Source organism: Gemmatimonadota bacterium, assembly GCA_016720805.1.
Taxonomy (GTDB): Bacteria; Gemmatimonadota; Gemmatimonadetes; order Gemmatimonadales; family GWC2-71-9; genus Palsa-1233.
The window spans coordinates 58,544-75,883 of record JADKJZ010000011.1 but is presented as its reverse complement, the minus strand read 5'-3'; the positions used below and the strand labels follow the sequence as shown (position 1 = coordinate 75,883).

Annotated in this window: 14 protein-coding genes; 4 read left to right on the top strand and 10 right to left on the bottom strand. The window is 67.4% G+C overall.

The genetic code is table 11. The annotated features are described in order from the left end of the window. Positions 1-21 precede the first annotated feature (21 nt). On the top strand, positions 22-930 hold the full coding sequence (locus IPP98_09615) for a nuclear transport factor 2 family protein (GenBank protein MBL0179367.1): 909 nt from the start codon (positions 22-24) through the stop codon (positions 928-930). A gap of 66 nt (positions 931-996) precedes the next feature. Here the strand turns inward: IPP98_09615 and IPP98_09610 are convergent, their stop codons facing one another. Beyond that, complete coding sequence (locus tag IPP98_09610; protein ID MBL0179366.1) at positions 997-1,371, bottom strand: hypothetical protein; 375 nt, start codon at positions 1,369-1,371, stop codon at positions 997-999. 211 nt (positions 1,372-1,582) lie between these two features. Here IPP98_09610 and IPP98_09605 point away from each other — a divergent pair, with 211 nt between their 5' ends. Both IPP98_09605 and IPP98_09600 read left to right on the top strand, forming a co-directional pair. After that, positions 1,583-4,009 carry a PD40 domain-containing protein gene (locus IPP98_09605; GenBank protein ID MBL0179365.1) on the top strand — a complete coding sequence of 809 codons (2,427 nt, stop codon included), beginning with the start codon at positions 1,583-1,585 and terminating at the stop codon, positions 4,007-4,009. Between the two features lie 21 nt (positions 4,010-4,030). Further along, positions 4,031-4,294, top strand: a complete 264-nt coding sequence (locus IPP98_09600) for a hypothetical protein (protein MBL0179364.1) — start codon at positions 4,031-4,033, stop codon at positions 4,292-4,294. Positions 4,295-4,312: 18 nt separating this feature from the next. Here the strand turns inward: IPP98_09600 and IPP98_09595 are convergent, their stop codons facing one another. Beyond that, positions 4,313-4,708: a type II toxin-antitoxin system HicA family toxin gene (locus IPP98_09595; GenBank protein ID MBL0179363.1), complete on the bottom strand. Its 396-nt coding sequence runs from the start codon at positions 4,706-4,708 to the stop codon at positions 4,313-4,315. Between the two features lie 169 nt (positions 4,709-4,877). On the opposite strand from IPP98_09595, the gene IPP98_09590 reads away from it, so the two are divergent. Continuing rightward, the gene (locus IPP98_09590) at positions 4,878-8,183 is read left to right on the top strand and encodes an AAA family ATPase (GenBank protein ID MBL0179362.1); all 3,306 of its coding nucleotides are present in this window, start codon (positions 4,878-4,880) and stop codon (positions 8,181-8,183) included. Positions 8,184-8,204: 21 nt separating this feature from the next. Here IPP98_09590 and IPP98_09585 read toward each other — a convergent pair whose 3' ends face one another. The 8 genes from IPP98_09585 to IPP98_09550 form a co-directional block, all read right to left on the bottom strand. Then, entirely contained in the window at positions 8,205-9,620 is a 1,416-nt protein-coding gene (locus IPP98_09585; GenBank protein ID MBL0179361.1) for an HD-GYP domain-containing protein, read from the bottom strand. 348 nt (positions 9,621-9,968) lie between these two features. After that, the gene (locus IPP98_09580; protein ID MBL0179360.1) at positions 9,969-10,724 is read right to left on the bottom strand and encodes a hypothetical protein; all 756 of its coding nucleotides are present in this window, start codon (positions 10,722-10,724) and stop codon (positions 9,969-9,971) included. Between the two features lie 33 nt (positions 10,725-10,757). Further along, a complete protein-coding gene (locus IPP98_09575; protein ID MBL0179359.1) occupies positions 10,758-12,446 on the bottom strand; it encodes a diguanylate cyclase in 1,689 nt (562 codons plus the stop codon). A 103-nt stretch (positions 12,447-12,549) separates the two neighbouring features. Next, a complete protein-coding gene (locus IPP98_09570) occupies positions 12,550-14,124 on the bottom strand; it encodes a sigma-54-dependent Fis family transcriptional regulator (protein ID MBL0179358.1) in 1,575 nt (524 codons plus the stop codon). 2 nt (positions 14,125-14,126) lie between these two features. Further along, positions 14,127-14,603 carry a MogA/MoaB family molybdenum cofactor biosynthesis protein gene (locus IPP98_09565; GenBank protein ID MBL0179357.1) on the bottom strand — a complete coding sequence of 159 codons (477 nt, stop codon included), beginning with the start codon at positions 14,601-14,603 and terminating at the stop codon, positions 14,127-14,129. Positions 14,604-14,605: 2 nt separating this feature from the next. Then, the gene (locus IPP98_09560) at positions 14,606-15,607 is read right to left on the bottom strand and encodes an aminomethyl transferase family protein (GenBank protein MBL0179356.1); all 1,002 of its coding nucleotides are present in this window, start codon (positions 15,605-15,607) and stop codon (positions 14,606-14,608) included. After that, positions 15,604-16,503, bottom strand: coding sequence for an ornithine carbamoyltransferase (gene argF / locus IPP98_09555; GenBank protein MBL0179355.1), 900 nt, complete (start codon positions 16,501-16,503; stop codon positions 15,604-15,606). The genes IPP98_09560 and argF overlap by 4 nt, the downstream gene beginning before the upstream one ends. A 148-nt stretch (positions 16,504-16,651) precedes the next feature. Next, positions 16,652-16,969 carry a GIY-YIG nuclease family protein gene (locus IPP98_09550; GenBank protein MBL0179354.1) on the bottom strand — a complete coding sequence of 106 codons (318 nt, stop codon included), beginning with the start codon at positions 16,967-16,969 and terminating at the stop codon, positions 16,652-16,654. Positions 16,970-17,340: the final 371 nt, after the last annotated feature.

Below are 17,340 nucleotides of genomic sequence, written 5' to 3'. Positions count from 1 at the left end.
CCTGACACCTTCGAGACCCCGATGCCGATCCGCGCCACCGCCGCCGCGCTCCTCCTCTTCATCCTCCCGGCGTCCCTCCCCGCCCAGCAACCCGCCCCCGAAGCGCTCGTGAAGGCACTGGTCAGCGCCGACCGCAGCTTCTCCGAGACGGCCAAGGTCCGCGGCTGTGGCGCCGTCCTGGCCGAGATGTTCGCCCCCGACGTGACCATTCCGGCCGGTCCGCGTGGCGTACTTCAGGGGCGCGACAGCGTCCTCGCCCTCTATGCGGCGAGTCCCGGCTTCGCCACCGCCAAGTGCAGCTGGATCCCGATGCGTGGCGGGCTTTCCGCCGACGGCACCCAGGGCTTCACTTACGGTGCGATGACGCAGGCCAATGCCGACGGCACTTCGCTGCCATTCCGCTACCTCGCCTATTGGGTCAAGGGGACGCGTGGCTGGCAGGTCGCGGTGTACAAGCGGTTGCGGGCCCCCGTGCCGGTGATGCCCACCACGATGCGGATGGCCGCGATCCCCCCCGCCTACATCGCGCCACGCACCGACGCCGCCGCGCAGCGCGCCATCGAGGAGTCGCTGGCCGAGGCCGAGCGGACCTTCTCGCGCGAGGCGCAGACGATGGGACTCGGCCCCGCCTTCATCAAGCATGGCAGCGCCGATGCGATGAACCTCGGCTCGCAGGCCGATAGTGCGTTTACCTTCGGCGCCGAGGCGATCGGCACCAAGCTCGGCGACGGTGACACCTCGAAGACGTCACCGGTATCGTGGGGCCCTGATCGGGTGATCGCCGCATCGAGCGGCGACCTGGGTGTGACGATCGGGATGATCTACCCCAACGCCCCCGCCGCCGATGGCAGCAAGGCGAAGGGCTTCCCGTTCTTCACGGTGTGGCGGCGTGCGGGGCCGGGACAGCCGTGGCGGTACGTGGCAGAGTAGTGCCGAGCAGCGACCACACCGGCCGCGGACGCGCGACCGGTGCGGTGGACTGCCTCGAGTGACCTGTTACTCCGCAGGAAAGGCCGTCACGTTGAGCGACTTGGTCTTCCCACCCTCGAGCACCACGTTGGTGATGTAGAGGTAGTCAGCGCCGATCTCGGACGGCGTGAGCCGGATGTCCATGCACCCCGGCGCGAAGGTGCGGTTGATGGTCTCCCCCTTGTACAGGATGCCGCTGCCGAGGATGTCGCTCCCCCACGCGGTGGCGCCGCAGGGGCGCGTCCGGATGAACATCACCGAGTTGTTCGACCCGTTGTGGATCGAGAGGACGGCGTCGTTGGCGCTCGGGCCGGCCACGCTGTCGTCGCCACAGGCGGTGGTGAGCAGCGCACCCAACAGGACGGTCGGCAACAAGACGTGACGGCGGAAGGTCGAGGTCATTGGAAGCTCCGGAAGAACTGGTATCGTGCACGAGGGGACTGCCCTCGGGGTCGCCGGATTGGTCCGGTCAGACGAGGGCCAAGCTAGGAGCCGGCGCCACCGCCCAGTCACCTGAGAATCACCTGACTGGAACTCGTTGCCCCGCCACGACTTGCGCACTCTCCGTCGGGCCGGTACCCTCTAGCGTGCCTCTCCCCCATCCCACCCTCTGATGCTCATCATCCGTACCCTCGGCGGCCTCTCGGTGGCCCGCGACTCCACCGTCATGACGGGGGCCGCCGCCCAGCGACGCCGCCTGGCGATCCTCGCCCTCCTGGCCCGTGGCGGGGAGCGCGGCGTGGCCCGCGAGAAGATCATCGCCCTCCTCTGGCCCGATCACGACGAGGAGCACGCCCGCCGCACGCTGAACCAGGCGCTCTACGCCCTCCGCCGCGACCTCGGCGACGACGACGTGATCACCGGACAGCAGACCCTGCTCCTAGATCCCGAGCGGATCACCGCCGACACCATCCTGCTGGAGCAGGCGCTGCAGGAGAACCGTGCCGAGGACGCCGCGTCGCTCTACACCGGCCCCTTCCTCGATGGCGTGGTCCTCGACGATGCGGATGAATTCAATCGCTGGGTCGACGCCGAGCGGAGCGCCTTGCACCACCGCCACGCGGCGATGCTCGAAGGATTGGCCACCGCCGCCGACGCGCGCGACGACCACGCCGCGGCGGTGGCGTGGTGGCGTCGGCTCGCGGCCGCCGAGCCGCTCTCGGCGCGCGTGACGATCGGCCTGATGAAGTCGCTGGCGGCGAGTGGTGACCGACAGGGCGCCGTGCAGCACGCGCGGGTGCACGCGATGCTGCTGGAGCAGGAGTTGGATGCACCGCCTGACCAGTCGGTGGCCGATTTCGCGGAGCGGCTGCGGACCGACCGCACGCCGACCATCGCGGCCCCGGAGCTCGCCCCGCCGACGGCCGTGGCCCTGCCACCTCACATCGAGGCCGCGGTCGAGGTGCATCACGCGACACCGGCGACGACGGCGCTGCCGTTGCCGCGTCGACGTCGGTGGCCTGCCGTTGTGATTGGCATCGCACTGCTCGGCACCACTGTGTGGTTGCTCCGCGACCGTCTCTTCGGATCAGGCCCACATGTGGTCACTGGACGCACGACGCACATCACGGCCGACGCCACGCTCGAGCTCGATCCCGATCTCTCCCCCGACGGCACGATGATCGCCTACGCGGCGGGGCAGGCCGGCAACACGCGGATCTATGTCCGCCAGATGGCGGGCGGTCGGCCGATCGAAGTCGCCACCGACCTCCCCGGTCCATTGCGCACGCCACGCTGGTCCCCCGACGGGCAGACGCTCGCGATCGGCGGTCGCGACGCGATCTACGGGGTTCCCGCACTCGGCGGCGCGACGCGCGTGCTGATCGCCTTCGATTCGGTGCGCGGCGCACCCCACTCGCCGGCGTGGTCGCCGAACAAGCGTTCGCTCGCCTACATCCGCGAGAATCGACTGATGATTCGCACCGTACCGATCGGTCGCGAGCGATTGGTCACGACGCTCGACGATCCGCACACGATCGCGTTCTCGCCCGATTCCCGATGGATCGCCGTGGTGAGCGGCAACGCCGCCTTCACGCTTGGCTCGCGCGCCCCCGCGACCCTCGGCGCCAACCTCGGCAATCGCGCGCCGAGCACCATCTATGTGCTGCCGGTGCGCGTGAACAGCGGTGCACCGGTCGCGATCACCGCGCGCGATCACCTGGCCGTCTCGCCCGTGTGGGCGCCCGATGCGCGCCACCTGCTCTTCCTCTCCGATGCGGACGGCAGCCGCGATGTCTGGATGGCGGAGATGAGCACGAAGGGGCAGTTGGTGGCCCCCGCAGCGAGGCTCACCACCGGACTCGGGGCGCACAGCATGGCGCTGAGTCGCGACGGGGCGACGCTCGCCTATTCCCTCTTCCGGCAGAGCAGCAACATCTGGACTGCCGCGATCGACGGCGGCCCGATCTCGGTGCGCGCCGCCACGCCGGTCACGAGCGGGACGCAGCTGATCGAGGGGATCGCCCTCTCGCCGGATGGCCAGCGCCTCGCGTTCGACTCGGATCGCGATGGCACACAGGACCTCTGGCAGGTGGCGGCGTCGGGGGGCGAGGCAAGCAAGCTCGGCGGCACGACCTTCGACGACTTCCTGCCGACCTGGTCACCTGATGGGCTCGAGCTGGCGTACCATGTCTTCCGGCGCGGCGTCCGCCAGATCTCCATCATGCCCGCAACCGGTGGCGTGAGTCATCCGGTCACGCTCGACAGCGTGGACACGCGCGACCCGGCGTGGTCACCGGACGGTGCTTCGCTGCTCGTGTCACGCTGGGTGGGCGATCGGTATGAACTCTTCCTGACGACGCGCGGCAGCGACCGGCAATGGGGGCCGCCCACGCAACTGACCCGCACGGGAGGGCAGTCCGGGAGGTGGTCACCCGATGGTCGGGAGATCGCGTATCTGGCACCGCAGGACAGCAACGCGCTCCTGGTGATGCCAGCCGCCGGGGGCACCAGTCGCACGCTGGTGCGCGGAACCGGGGCGGCGGAGCGTCCCTTTCCGGCCACCATTCAGTGGCACCGAGATGGCCGCTCCGTGATCTAGCGTGCCGTCGACAGTGTCGGGGTGTCGTCGTTCCGTGAGGTGCAACGCGACGGGAGCGGCGATCGCTTGCTGCTGCGGCTCGACGACCCCGATCGCATCTCGAACCGCGTCGAGTTCGCGACCGATGGGCGTCGGCTCTTCTTTACGTTGGAGCGCGCCGAGAGCGATTTGTGGACGATGGCACTGTCGGCGAAGTGGGATGCGCCACCGCCGCCACCGGCGCCGACACCGCGGCCGGCCCCGAAGCCGGCGGCACGGCCTGGGGCGAGAACGGCGAGTCGGTGAGCGTGTGCGCGAAGGCGCTCAGACCGCGACTTCGACCATGACGGCGTAAGAGTGCGGCACCGGGGTCTCGAGCCCCTCCTCGTGCAGCCCCTCGATATGGAAGGCGATCGCCTCACGCATCGCCGCTTCGACCGCCTCGCGCGTTGCGCCAGTGGCAATGCAACCCGGGACGTCGGGCGCATAGGCCGAATAGCCAGTCGGCGTTTCTCGACTACGATCAGGAGTCGTGCATTTCAGTCCTGCCTGTTTGAGAATGCTGTTGAGAGTTCCGGGGGCGATATCATCATTGTCGTGACCCGCCACGGTCACCAGCCCGGGCTTTGTCGGATGTCTGAATGGTCGATGGCTGCCCCGGATTCTGACAAGTCGCCATCCGTCTTGACCGAGGATTCTCAAGAGGATCCGGACCTTCATTCAGACCGCCAGCGAGGGGGCCAAAGCCCTCAACCTCCCGCGTGGGTTCAAATGAAGGGGGACCCTCCCACTGCATGCGGGCACCGCTTCCCGCCTCGCTCGATTTGACGATTGGTTGATTCGGTGGGACTATCATCGGAGCGTCCCCTCACGCGGAGTGCCCTGCCGGATGGCCCCGTTCCGACTCAGCTGCCTCGGCCCCCCGGTCCTGTATGGCCCGGACGGCGACCCGATCCGATTCCGGACCCGGAAGCACTTCGCCCTGCTGCTCTACCTCGCGGTCGAGCCCGGCATCCCCCACCGCCGCGACCGGCTCGCCACCCTGCTCTGGTCGGGCGCCGACGTCGACGAGGCCCGGCACTCCCTGGCCACCGCGCTCTCCATGATCCGCGGCCGGCTCGGCGCGGAGCTCCTCGACACCGATCGGGACACGGTGCGGCTGATGCCGGGGCGGATCGTGACCGACCTGCAGGGGCTCGACCTGGCCGACCCCGACGAACTCGACGAAGGGCCGCTCGGTCCCTTCCTCGAGGAGTTCGACATCCCCGACGCCGTCGACTACCAGCAATGGAAGGACGGCCAGCACGCACGCCTGCTTCCCTCGATTCACACTGCGATGGCGTCGCGGATCGAACAGAGTCGCCGCCGCGGTGACTCGCGGCGCATGGAGGCACTCGGCCATCGGCTGCAGCGCATCGACGAACTCTCGGAAGAGGCGGCGCGGGCCGTGCTCGAGGCACGCGCCATGGCGGGCGACCGGATCGGCGCACTCCGTTCCTTTGATCGGTGGCGCGCGCGGCTCGCCGACGAGCTCGGCGCGCATCCCTCCGCCCAGCTGGAACGGATGGCGGAGCGGCTCCGGCGTGGCGGATGGCAGCGGCCCACGATCGCGCTGCTCGCGCCGGTGCCGACCGAGCAGTGGAAGGAGCGCTCCTTCATCGGCCGCGGCGCCGAGTTCCGGACCTGCTACGATCGCTGGGAGCGGGTGCAGCGTGGCGAGGTGCAGCACCTGCTGGTCCGCGGCGAGAGCGGCATCGGCAAGACCACGCTGGTGGAGCGCCTGACGACGTCGATGGCGCTCGAAGGGGCGAGCGTCGCGCGGGTCCAGTGTTACGAGCTTGAGCGCGAGTTGCCCTTCGGTGTCACCGGGTCACTCGTCAACCACCTGCTCGATCTCCCCGGCGCGAGTGCCACACCACCGGAGCAGTTGGCGGAGTTGGGGCGACTCACCGCCAAGGTGCGGCAGCGATATCCCTCCTTGCCCGCGCCGATCGAGACCAGCGGCGAGAGCGCGCGCATCCTCTACACCGAGGCGGTGATGGCGCTGGTGGGGGCCGTGGCCGAGGATCATCCGGTGGTGCTCGTGATCGACGACATCCACCTCGCCGATGCCACGTCGCTCACCGTATTGCACCTGATGCTGCGGCGTCTGGAGGCATTGCCGTTGATGGTGATGCTGACAGCGTCGAGTGCCCCCGAGGCGGAGACGCCGAGTACGCGGCGCTTCTTTGACAACGCGGCGTCGCTGTCGCTGTTGCCGTTGGCGTTGGGGCCGCTGTCCGAGGCGGAGTCGGCCGAGTTGCTGGAGCTGCTGCTGACCGAGGCGGGCGATCCCGGTCCGGCCATCCGGCGGGCGGTGTTGGCAGGTGGCCGGGGCAACCCGATGGTGCTGGAGCTGCTCGTCGGCGATTGGCGTCGGCGGGGCGACGGCTGCCTGGCGTTGTCGGTGAGTGCCATGACGCCGCGGGCGGAGCGACCGCCGAAGGAGACCTTTCAGCGGCTGGTCGAGGGGACGCTCGCTGCGCTCAACGGCGAGGAGCGGTCGGTGGTCGAGCTCGCGGCGATCCTCGGCCAGCGGCTCAACGATCTCACCATGTACACGATGGTCGACCTCCCGGTGGCGCGCACGATGCGGGCGATGACCTCGCTCACCTCGCACCGGATCCTGCGCGACGCCGGCAGTCACCTGGAGTTCGCCAACGAGTTCATCCGGGGGCAGTGCTACGTGGGGACGGCGGCACCGCTCCGGCGGATGCTGCACGGGCTTGTGGCCGAGCGGCTGTTGCTGGCCGACGGCGGCGACGAGGCGATCCCGGGGCTGGAGATCGCCTGGCACCTGGTCCGCGCCGACCGACTGCACGAGGCGATCCCCTTCCTGCTGGCTGGGGGCAAGGAATCGATCCGTCGCGGGGCACCCCACGAGGCCGACCTGGCGCTCTCCACCGGCCTGCCGGCTCTCACCGGTCAGCCGCGCCGCACGGCGATCCTGCTCCTCGCCGAGGCGCAGCAGGAGCTCGGCCGGTGGGCCGATTCGCTGCGGCTGCTCGACGAGGCGCGCGAGGCGTTCTCGGAGTCGGAGGAGTGCTGTCGGGAGGTGTTGCGGATTGTTGCTCGGCGGTGGTCGGGACACCTTGAGGACGCCGAGCTAACGGAAGCCGGTGAAGCACTTTGTAACATCGCATCCACGACTACAGATGTTGACGTCCAACTGAAAGCGCTGTGCGCGATGCCATTTATCCTGACTGCGACCAGAGACGCTTCTGCCATTTCAGAATTCGGTCGATGCCTTTCAGAGGTACGCGTTTCAACACTCGATGAGTACCAGCGCATCCAGCTCCTTCTCGCACGGGCCTGGTGCGAGGATCAAGTGCGCAACGACGTGCTCGCCCGAGAGCTTATCGACGAGGCGATCCAATTGGTTGACAACACCGAAACCGCTAGCTCTATCGCGGTTAGGGTGTTCGTTGGGGGCGGCATGCTTCGAGTGGAGCATGGTGATTACTCATCTGCGGTGCCAATGCTTGAGCGGGCAGCAAGAATGGCGCGGCAGATCGACAACCGGGTCCACCTCTCGGCCGCTGCCGCTGGATTGGCGATCGCGCACGGTAGGCTCGGCAATGTGACGCTGCAACTGGACTGGGCGAACATTGCCTTGGGGTGCCTGCGCGCAGATGATTGGGGCATCATCGCCATCAGTGCTGCCTATGAGAAGGCACTCGCGCTGGCACTCGACGATCGCTTCACCGAGGCATGTGTTGCTGTCCGCGAGCTCGACCATCGGTTCGCCAAGCGGAGGCCGGCTTGGGCAACACAAGCGTGGCATCTGGTTAAGGCTGATATTCTGGCACTCGCCGGTAATTCGCGAGGTGCGTTTGCCGCTGCGACCAATGGTGCGAGTGGAAAGAACGGGCGACTGCTACTAAACGATTTTGCTGGGCTCCATGCAAGGTGGCAGAGTCTACTCGCGAGGCGCGATGGAACCGAGCGGGCCACCCTCGCAGCACTGAGGGAGCAGGCAAAGGCGATTGGGAACTACCATGCGAAGGACCGCGCGGAAGTGTTGGCAGCGATTGCGATGCTGGAGGATCGGGCGGGCGAGGATGCTGCCGGGACTTGGACTGAGGTGGAGGCGCAGTTGGAACGCTTGCCCAAGACAGTGACTACGGTCATGCGGAGACTGGGCACCCTGAGGTGATACCTCGTGCTACGAGCCCTTCTACCTCCCTCCTGTCGTGCCCTCAGGGAGCGAAGCCCGCCGAAGCGGCGCGCCCGAGCGATTGCGGATCTTCGGGGAAGGCAGGTATTCAGGCACCGAGGACGGGTCGCTAATCAATCGACGAACGGTAACCGAGTTAACGGTGAGGTTGACCAAATCTGTGTCGAATTGACCACCGCGGCACTTGTTGAGTTCGGACACTACGGCTTCGAGCGAGAGCGCCCCACGGTAGGGACGATTCGTCGTCATCGCATCGATTGTGTCAGCGATCGTGATGATCCGCGCGCCGAGTGGGATGTCCATGCCCGCAATACCATCCGGATAGCCGCGACCATCCCAACGCTCGTGGTGATGACGGACACAAGAAACGACGTAGCCCTGGAAGCGAGAGAACAGCGAGACCAACTCGGCACTCCTGGCCGAGTGTGTCTTCATTATCTCCCATTCTTCATCCGTCAGCTTCCCCTCTTTTTGGAGCAGCGGGGCAAACTCGGCGTGAATCTTTCCGACATCGTGAAGCAGTGCGGCGTTCTCAATCAATTCGACGTGCTCGGCGTCGAGCCCGAGATCAACCGCGATTGCGCGCGAGAGACCGCAGACGCGCCGTGAGTGGCCAGACGTATACGGATCTCGAGCTTCGATTGCCTTCACCATCATCGCGAGTTGTTCGCGAACGTTCAGCTCAAGCTGCTCGTATGCTGAATCCAGTTCATTGTACAGGTCTTGGACAGTGTTCAGCTTCTTGTAAACGTGACGGATCAGGAGGAACGGGAGTACGATTCCGAGGAACACGAACTTTTGCAAGCCGTTCCCATGGATCGATCGCACGAAGAGCCAGGCGACACCGAGTGCCAAGGAACTGGCAGCGATATCGTACCCGAGCACCCATACAGTGTTCGCACGCCAGGTGGAGAAGACCGAACGGCCGCTCGCGAGGGCAACGGCAGTGTTGACGGCAGCAGAATTCGCCACGAAGTAGACGACAGCCGAGACCAAAAACACGCTGACCTGAAACAGAACATGCTCGAACGGAACGGATGCCCCGGTTCCTGCTTCGATAAATGATGGCGGATGCTCGCCGCCAAGCGTGCGGTACACGATGAAGGTCAGGCCAACCGAAACAACCCGCTCAGCAACATTGAATACAGCCTTAACGCCAGCGGTCCGGTCATAGAGCTCGGCGATCGCTTTGACCACACCAGCCGTTGCTGCACCCCAGAATCCACCCACCACGAGGCCACCGGCCAGGTGGAATACGAACACCAAAGAGCCGGACATTCCTCCCGACTTGTTGTGTGTTCGGGATACCTCGAGGATGCAGCCGACGAAGAAGAGGCTGAACAAGGTCCATGCATCAACGCTTACAGCCGGGAGGCGACTGGCAATTGCCAGCACCACTCCCGCTGCGATCGCCATTGCGGCGACATAAGCGCGCACAGCCCTGTTGAGCGACATAAGACGAGGAAGAAGTTCCACCAGATCTGGCTTACGTCCAGCTAACGGTTTCCGCGAGGAAAATACTCGCGATGAAGTCGACGGCCGCAGCCAACCACTCCAGCATATGCGTCACCTCCTCTCCGGTCAATCAGTTACTACTGGAGGTGGCAGACCCCGCTATGGTCCACCAGACGCTTCGCTTTGTTAGCCGCTCGGCTTCGCTCTTAGCCAGACGGTGGAACTCCCTCGCACCTCCTTCTGGTGCGTCCTGGTGCACCGGTTACTGGTTACAGATCACTGGTCACTCGCTTCGAGTGGCTCGAACCCCTACCGCCCCCGACGCTGCGCGAACCACCGGTTCGTCGCATCAAGGACTGCATACACCGCCGCGTGCTCGGCACTCTCGATCACTTCGGCGGTCCCCACGAGCAGCTTCGCCTCGCGTCCGCCCACCGTGTGCACGCCCACCATCACATAGGTCCGGCCGAAGGCGTCCTGGATCTGCGCCCCCTCGAGCGCCAGCGAATACTTGTCCGCCAGCCGCTCCAGCACCGCCACCGCGGCACGCGCCGCCGTCTCCACCTTGTTCCGCGCGGTGTCCGGCCCTTCCTCGGTGGCCGACTCCAGCCGGCCATCGCAGGAGAGCGTCACCGTCGCCGCCACCTTCCGCTTCCCCGCCGCCGACGCCATCACCAGGTCGTCGAAGAGCACCATCCGCTTGACCAGCCCGTCCTGCGCCGCCATCGGCGCAGCCGCCGGCTGCGACGCGTCGATCGGGCGGACATCGGCCGTCTGCGCCACCGAGATCTTCCGGTGGTCGACCCGAAGCCCGAGATGTGCCAGCAACGCCGACTCGACGTTGCGCACCACCTGCTTCGGCGCCTGCCCGGCCTGCGCCAGAATGTGGATCTCGCTGACCTCGCCCAGCGGCGTCGTCACGACGCGCGCCGAGAGGACGCCCTCGAGCGACGTCAGGAGATTCTCGGCCCGCCGCACGCCCCAGGGGTCGGTCGCCGGATCGATCGGCGAGCCACCGGGACGGGAGGCCGAAGCGTCGAAGAACTGCGAGGGTGAAGCGGTCACGGGCATGCCTCGTGGGTAACGGTCGTGCCAGTCCTAGGCGACGGTATTCCGGCCGGCCGACTTGGCCAGGTACAGCGCGCGATCAGCCTGCTCCAACAGCGGTCCTTCGTTCGGTTGCGACGGATCGTATTCGGCGACACCCACGCTGGCGGTGATCTGCCCGGCGAGGAAGCCCAACCGCCGACCCGACTGCTCGATCCGGTCCCGCAACGCATCGGCGACTCGCAGCGCACCCGCCCGGTCCGTTCGCGTCAGCAGCACCACGAACTCGTCGCCGCCGTACCGCGCCGCCAGGTCGGTCGCCCGGATCGTCTTCCGGATCTCGTCAGCCACACTACGCAGCACCGTGTTGCCACGTTCATGGCCGTACCGATCGTTCAACTCCTTGAGTCGATCGAGATCGATGAAGAGCACCGCGAAGGAATCGCCACTCCGCTTGCTCCGCTCCATCTCGTGCGACAACCGCTGCTGCAGCGAGCGATAGCTCGCCAGTCCCGTCAGGGCGTCCGTGCTCGCATCGCGCGACGCATCCTCGGCCCGCTTCGACAGCCACGGCACGCACTGCCGCAGCGAGGCGCGGCCCAATGCCGCCGCCTGGGCGAAGCGATGACAGGAGGGATAGCCGCAGGCCCGACAATCCCAGGCCTTCCCGTTCGGTCCCGTCCCGATCGCCTCGAGAATCGTCAGCACCGCCGCCGGCTCGGCCTGCTCCCGCCGATGCCCGAAGGCGAATGCCGCCCCCACCTGCACGTCCGGCTGGTCCGGCACCACCGGCTGCCGACTCCGCGGCAGCTCGTACTGCTGGACCAACATCCGCCGCCGGAACAGCTCGTCCTTCGGCCCCGCCGCCGGATGACCCAGCGCCCCGGCATGGGAGAGGAAGTCCACGAAGCCGAGGTCGATCCGGTCGTGCCCCACCGCCCGCGACAGCGCCGGCACATTCTCCAACCCCCGGACCGCCAGCAGCCGCCGCCCACGCGACGAGCCGCTCACCACCATCTCCAGCGGCAACCCACCCGCCACCGACATGTGCCGGCGCGTCTCGGGCGGCACCCGGGAGTGGGTCCGGGGCAGCGTTTCCGGCCGGACTTCCCGCAAGGCAAAGAGCTGCTCGAGGTCCGCAAAGGAGAGCAGGGCGTCGAGCTCGGGGACCGTGCCCCCTGGGGCACTCACCCCGGCGTACACCACCGGGAGGGAATCCCCATGCAAACGACGCAGGAATCGCGCCTCGGCCACGCACGGGTAGGTCACGGGGGCCAGATAGGGGACCAGCTCGGGATAGTGGGCCGTAATGGCCGCGACCGCGACCGGGTCGGTGCTCCGGATGAGGGTCCCCCAGTCGGGATCCTCCCACAACTTGAGGTATTGCTGCGCCACCAGCTCGTCGCCGATGACCCCCCGGGAGACCAACCGGAAGCCCGCCTCGTAGCACGCGTTGACGAGTTGTTCGGGAGATGCTGGATGAAAATGGACCACCGCCTCAGGAGCGAGGATCAGTGCCCCGTTCCCGCCCTCGGCAATCGCCAGCGCCCGATCCACCGCTCCTGAGGCTGAGATCGCCTGATGGGGACAGGAGGGGATGCACTCGCCGCAACTGATGCAGTTTTCCTCGACGATTTCGACCACGCGCGCCTCGGGCGGGAGGGCAATCGCATCGGTCGGGCAGGCGCGAACGCAGGCCAGACAAGCGACGCAACGCGAAGGGTCAATGGCGAGGTGCAATGGCGCTCAAGGGAGGAGGGTGGTCCAGCGCTCCCTGCAAATTGGCAAGATCCCTGAGAAGTGTCAAGAGGTGAGGTGGTCCAAAGGTTTGAAATGTCACGACTTAGACGATATCGAACTCCTTCAGCTTGCGGTACAGCGTCCGCTCACCGATCCCCAGAACCTGGGCCGCCTTCCGCCGATTGCCCCGGAATTCCTCAAGAACCGCCAGAATCGTCGCCTTTTCGACCTCCGACATCGTCATCCCCGGCCGGTAGAGGACCTGCGCCTCGGGCTCCGGCTCCTCGACCTCTGGATCGATCGGCCCAATCGCTCCAATGGCCTCGATCCCCGAGGCGGTCGGCGCCCCGATGACTGGAATTGTGACACCATGTGGCTCCGAGACCTCGATGACGTGCACGGGAGTGTGGCGATCCTCCAGACGGCGACGCAACTCCTCGACCTGCATCCGCAATTCCATCAACGAGCGAAGGATGAACTCGAACTCGGCGCCACCCACCGCCAGCCCGCCGGTCTCGCGGGTGCCGACCACCGGCATCCGCATCGGGAGGACCCCGACGGCGCCGTCGTTGATGTCGGCGGGAATGTCGCTGGCGCGGATCTCGTTCCCCGGCGCGAGCACCACCATCGACTCGACCAGGTTGCGGAGCTGGCGCACGTTGCCGGGCCACGGCGCGTTCACCAGCCGCAGCATCGCCTCGCTGCTGATCCCCGGAAACGGGCGATCATGCTGCGCCGTGAACTCCTTCACGAAGCGCTTCACGAGCAACGGAATGTCACCGCTCCGCTCCCGCAGCGGCGGCAGATAGATCGAGAGGACGTTGAGGCGGTAGTAGAGGTCGTCGCGGAAGGCGCCGTTGGCGACCTGGTCCTTCAGCGCCCTGTTCGTCGCGGCGACGACGCGCACGTCGACCTTGATCGGCGACACGCCGCCGAGCCGGAAGAAGGATCGCGTCTCCAGCACGCGCAGCAGCTTGACCTGCACGCTCGGCGGAATCTCGCCGATCTCGTCGAGGAAGATCGTCCCCGTGTCGGCCAGCTCGAAGCGGCCGAGGCGCCGTTCCGCCGCGCCGGTGAAGGCGCCCTTCTCGTGGCCGAAGAGTTCGCTCTCGAGCAGCGTCTCCGGCAGCGCGGCGCAGTTGATCGCGATGAAGGGCCGGCCGCGGCGCGGCGAGAGATCGTGGATCGCCTTCGCGACGAGTTCCTTGCCGGTGCCCGATTCGCCCTGGATGAGCACGGTGCTCGACACCGGCGCCATCTGCTCGATCTTGACCAGCACTTCGTGCACCGGCGGCGAGTCACCGAAGATCCCGGTCCGTCGCTGCAGGGCATGCCGCTCGACCATGCGGCGGACGGTGGCCACGAGGTCGTCACTTGCCAGCGGCTTGGTGACGATTTCGGTGGCGCCGAGGCGTTCGCCCCGCTCGCGATCGCCGGGCTCGTGGAGCACGAGCACGGCGGTCTCGTGGTCGCGCGCATAGCTCGCGAGCGCCGCGATGCTCGGCTCGTGCAACGCGCCGGTGATCACCAGCAGGTCGGGATGCTCGCGACGAATGGCCGCCCGCGCCTCGTCGGCGGTGACGACGACGGCGCTCGCGACGCCGGCGTTCTCCAGGGCGCGATCGAGCGGGACGGCCAGCTCGAGATCGGCGAGGGTGATGACAACCTGGGCAGCCATGGTCAGTGCTCGGTGTCGCCGTGCAACTGGCGCACGGCATGCGGAAGAATCGGCAGCAGCGCCGCGAGACCATCGCGTACGCCACCCGGCGATCCGGGGAGGTTGACGATCAGCGTCGCGCCGCGCGCACCCGCCACGCCGCGCGAGAGGATCGACGTCGGCACTTCAGATTGCCCCGCGCGCCGCAGCGCATCGGCGATCCCCGGCGCCTCGCGATCCAGCACGGCGCGCGTCGCCTCGGGCGTCACGTCGCGGGGGGCGAGGCCAGTGCCGCCAGTGGTGAGGATCACATCCACCGCGCCGCCGTCCGACCAGGTCAGCAGCTGCGTCGAGATCCGGTCGGCCTCGTCGGGGACCAGTGCCCGCGCGGCGAGCGAGCCCTGATGCTCGCCGATCCACTCGACGATCGCCGCGCCGGAGCGGTCCTCGCGCTCACCGCGCGACGCGGCATCGGAGATCGTCAACACAGCCACCCGCATGGTCACCCCTCGGGTTCCAGCGGCGGCGTGCTGCGCGACACGAACGGACGCCGCACCACGTCAGCGGTCCAGCTGCGGCCGTCGGACTCGATCACCAACGGCGTGCCCGCGGCTTCGGTCGAGGTGGGCAGAGCGGTCATCCCGATGATGCCGACGCGCGGTGAGCGCACCACCGACCGCACCCGGTCCACCAGATGACCGCCGACGCGCACGGACGCGCCGACGGGAGGCAGCTCGTCACCGGCCACGCTGAATCCCGCGAGCCGCTTGATGGCGCCGGTGCGACGCCGCGCGGCGAGTGCGGTCTCGCCCGGGAACGGCGCGCCCTTCCCTTCGGCGACCTGCGATTCCAACCCCGCCTCGACGGGCGTGTCCTCGGCGTCGATTTCGAACCCGACCCGCGCGGTCCCCCATTCGGCACGAAAGAGTTGCCACGCTTCCTCGCCAACGGGTTCGACCGCCGCGCTCTTCAGGGCGGACTCGAGCGAGGCGCGATCACGCTGGCGACAGAAGAAGTCGAAACCTTCCGGGCCGTCGAGCGTGGCGCGTGCCGCGAAGAGATCGACGCCCGCGAGGCGCGCGCCGACGACGTCACCGCCCTCGGTCGGCGTCGGATCGAGCAGCCGCGCGAGGCGCACCGCGGCGGCGGGGCCGCGCACGGTGATCACGCAGACATCGTCCGAGATGTCACGCATGCGGACGGTGCCGCGCTTGCGGGCGACGAGATACTCCCACGCCGCCTCCTTCTGCGCGGCATCGACCAGCAGCATCAGCTGATCGGGGAAGCGATAGATCGTCACGCGACCGAGGATCGTGGCATCGTCGCGCAGGAGCAGCGCGTGCACGAAGCGACCCGGCGGGAGCTGGGTGATGTCGGCGGTGGTGAGTCGGTTGACGAGGGCGTGGGCGTCGGAGCCGGTCAGTTCGAACTGGCCAAGGCCCGGTGCAGTCCACGAGGCCGCGCCCCCGGTGAGGGCGCGGTACTGCGTGAGGAGATCAGTCATGTGAAGAGCATCGCAAGTAGGGCCTTCTGGGCGTGGAGTCGATTCTCGGCCTGATCCCAGACGCGTGACTGGGGCCCTTCGAGCACACCCTCGCTGATCTCCTCGCCGCGATGCGCGGGAAGACAGTGGAGGACGATCGCCGACGGATCGGCTCGGGTAAGCAGCGCCTCGTCGACGATGTAGCCCTTGAAGGCCTGCTTGCGCACGGCGATCTCGGCCTCCTGCCCCATCGAGACCCAGACATCGGTGTTGATCACGTGGGCGCCCGCGACTGCCTCGTCGGGGTCCTCGGTGATCATGATCTTGGTGCGGGTCCGGTTGGCGTCATAAATCGCCTTGTCGGGCTCGTAGCCCTCGGGGCAGGCGATCCGGAGCTCGAAGCCGAGGAGGCCGGCGGCCTCGATCCAGGAGTTGGCCATGTTGCAGCCGTCGCCCACCCAGGCCACGACCTTGCCGTCGAGCGAGCCAATCGCCTCGTCGATGGTCAGGAGGTCGGCGAGGAGCTGGCAGGGGTGGAGCAGGTCGGTCAGGCCGTTGATGACGGGGACGGCCGACCAGGCGGCCAGCTCCTCGACGTCGGCGTGGGCGAAGGTCCGGATCATCATCCCGTCGACGAAGCGGGAGAGGACGCGGGCCATGTCCTTGAGCGGCTCGCCGCGGCCGAGCTGGATGTCGCGGGCCGAAAGGAAGATCGCGTGTCCGCCAAGCTGGCGGGTCCCGACCTCGAAGGAGACGCGGGTGCGGGTCGAGCTCTTGGCGAAGATCAGGCCGATGTGCTTGTCGGCGAGCGGCTTCTCGTGGTATTCCCCGCGCTTCATCGCCCGCGCGGTGTCGAGCAGGGTCCGGAGCTCGGCGCGGGTGATGTCGGCAAAGGAGAGGAAGTGACGAGGCGACATGGTCCACTCGATCTGGAGAAATCGGCCAGAATGGCAGAGTGGAGTCTACCCCCGGGGGTGGGGGTGGGGGAAGCGGGTGGCGGTGGAATCCGTCATCCCGAAGGAGCGAAGCGACTGAGGGACCTGCGTGACGGCGAATGGGCCAAGACTAACCGGAGGCGCTGTCCAGGGGGCCGCGCCAACCCCACTCGGCCACCAGGTCCCGCCACCCTGGGTTCGTCGCCTCGATTAGGGCGAGCTTCCTCTCGCGCCGCCACGCCTTGAGCTCCTTTTCGCGGCGGATCCCCTCAATCGGGGTGGGGAGCACCTCCACGTGGACCAGCCGGCGCAGGCGGTACTTTGACGCGAACCCTCCCGAGGCGCCCGACAGGTGCCATTCAATTCGTCGCGGGAGATTGGTGGTGACACCGATGTAGGTGGCGCGCTTCCAGTTGGCGAGGATATAGACATACGCGGGCCGCGGCATGCTTGACGAAAACACGCCATTCGGCTGGCTCAGGTGCGATTGAACGAGGAACTGAGCCGAATTTTGCGCATCGGGTTTGGGGCTCAGCGCATTCACGATCACGCAGGTCCCTCGCTGCGCTCGGGATGACATAGACCTCCGTCATCCCGAAGGAGCGAAGCGACTGAGGGACCTGCGTGATTGCGAATGGGCTGGGATTCTGTGCGCCGAAAGCACGCGGGTCCCTCGCTGCGCTCGGGATGACATAGACCTCCGTCATCCCGAAGGAGCGAAGCGACTGAGGGACCTGCGTGATTGCGAATGGGCTGGGATCCTGTGCGTCCACGACCACGAAGGTCCCTCGCTGCGCTCGGGATGACAGCAACCACGGC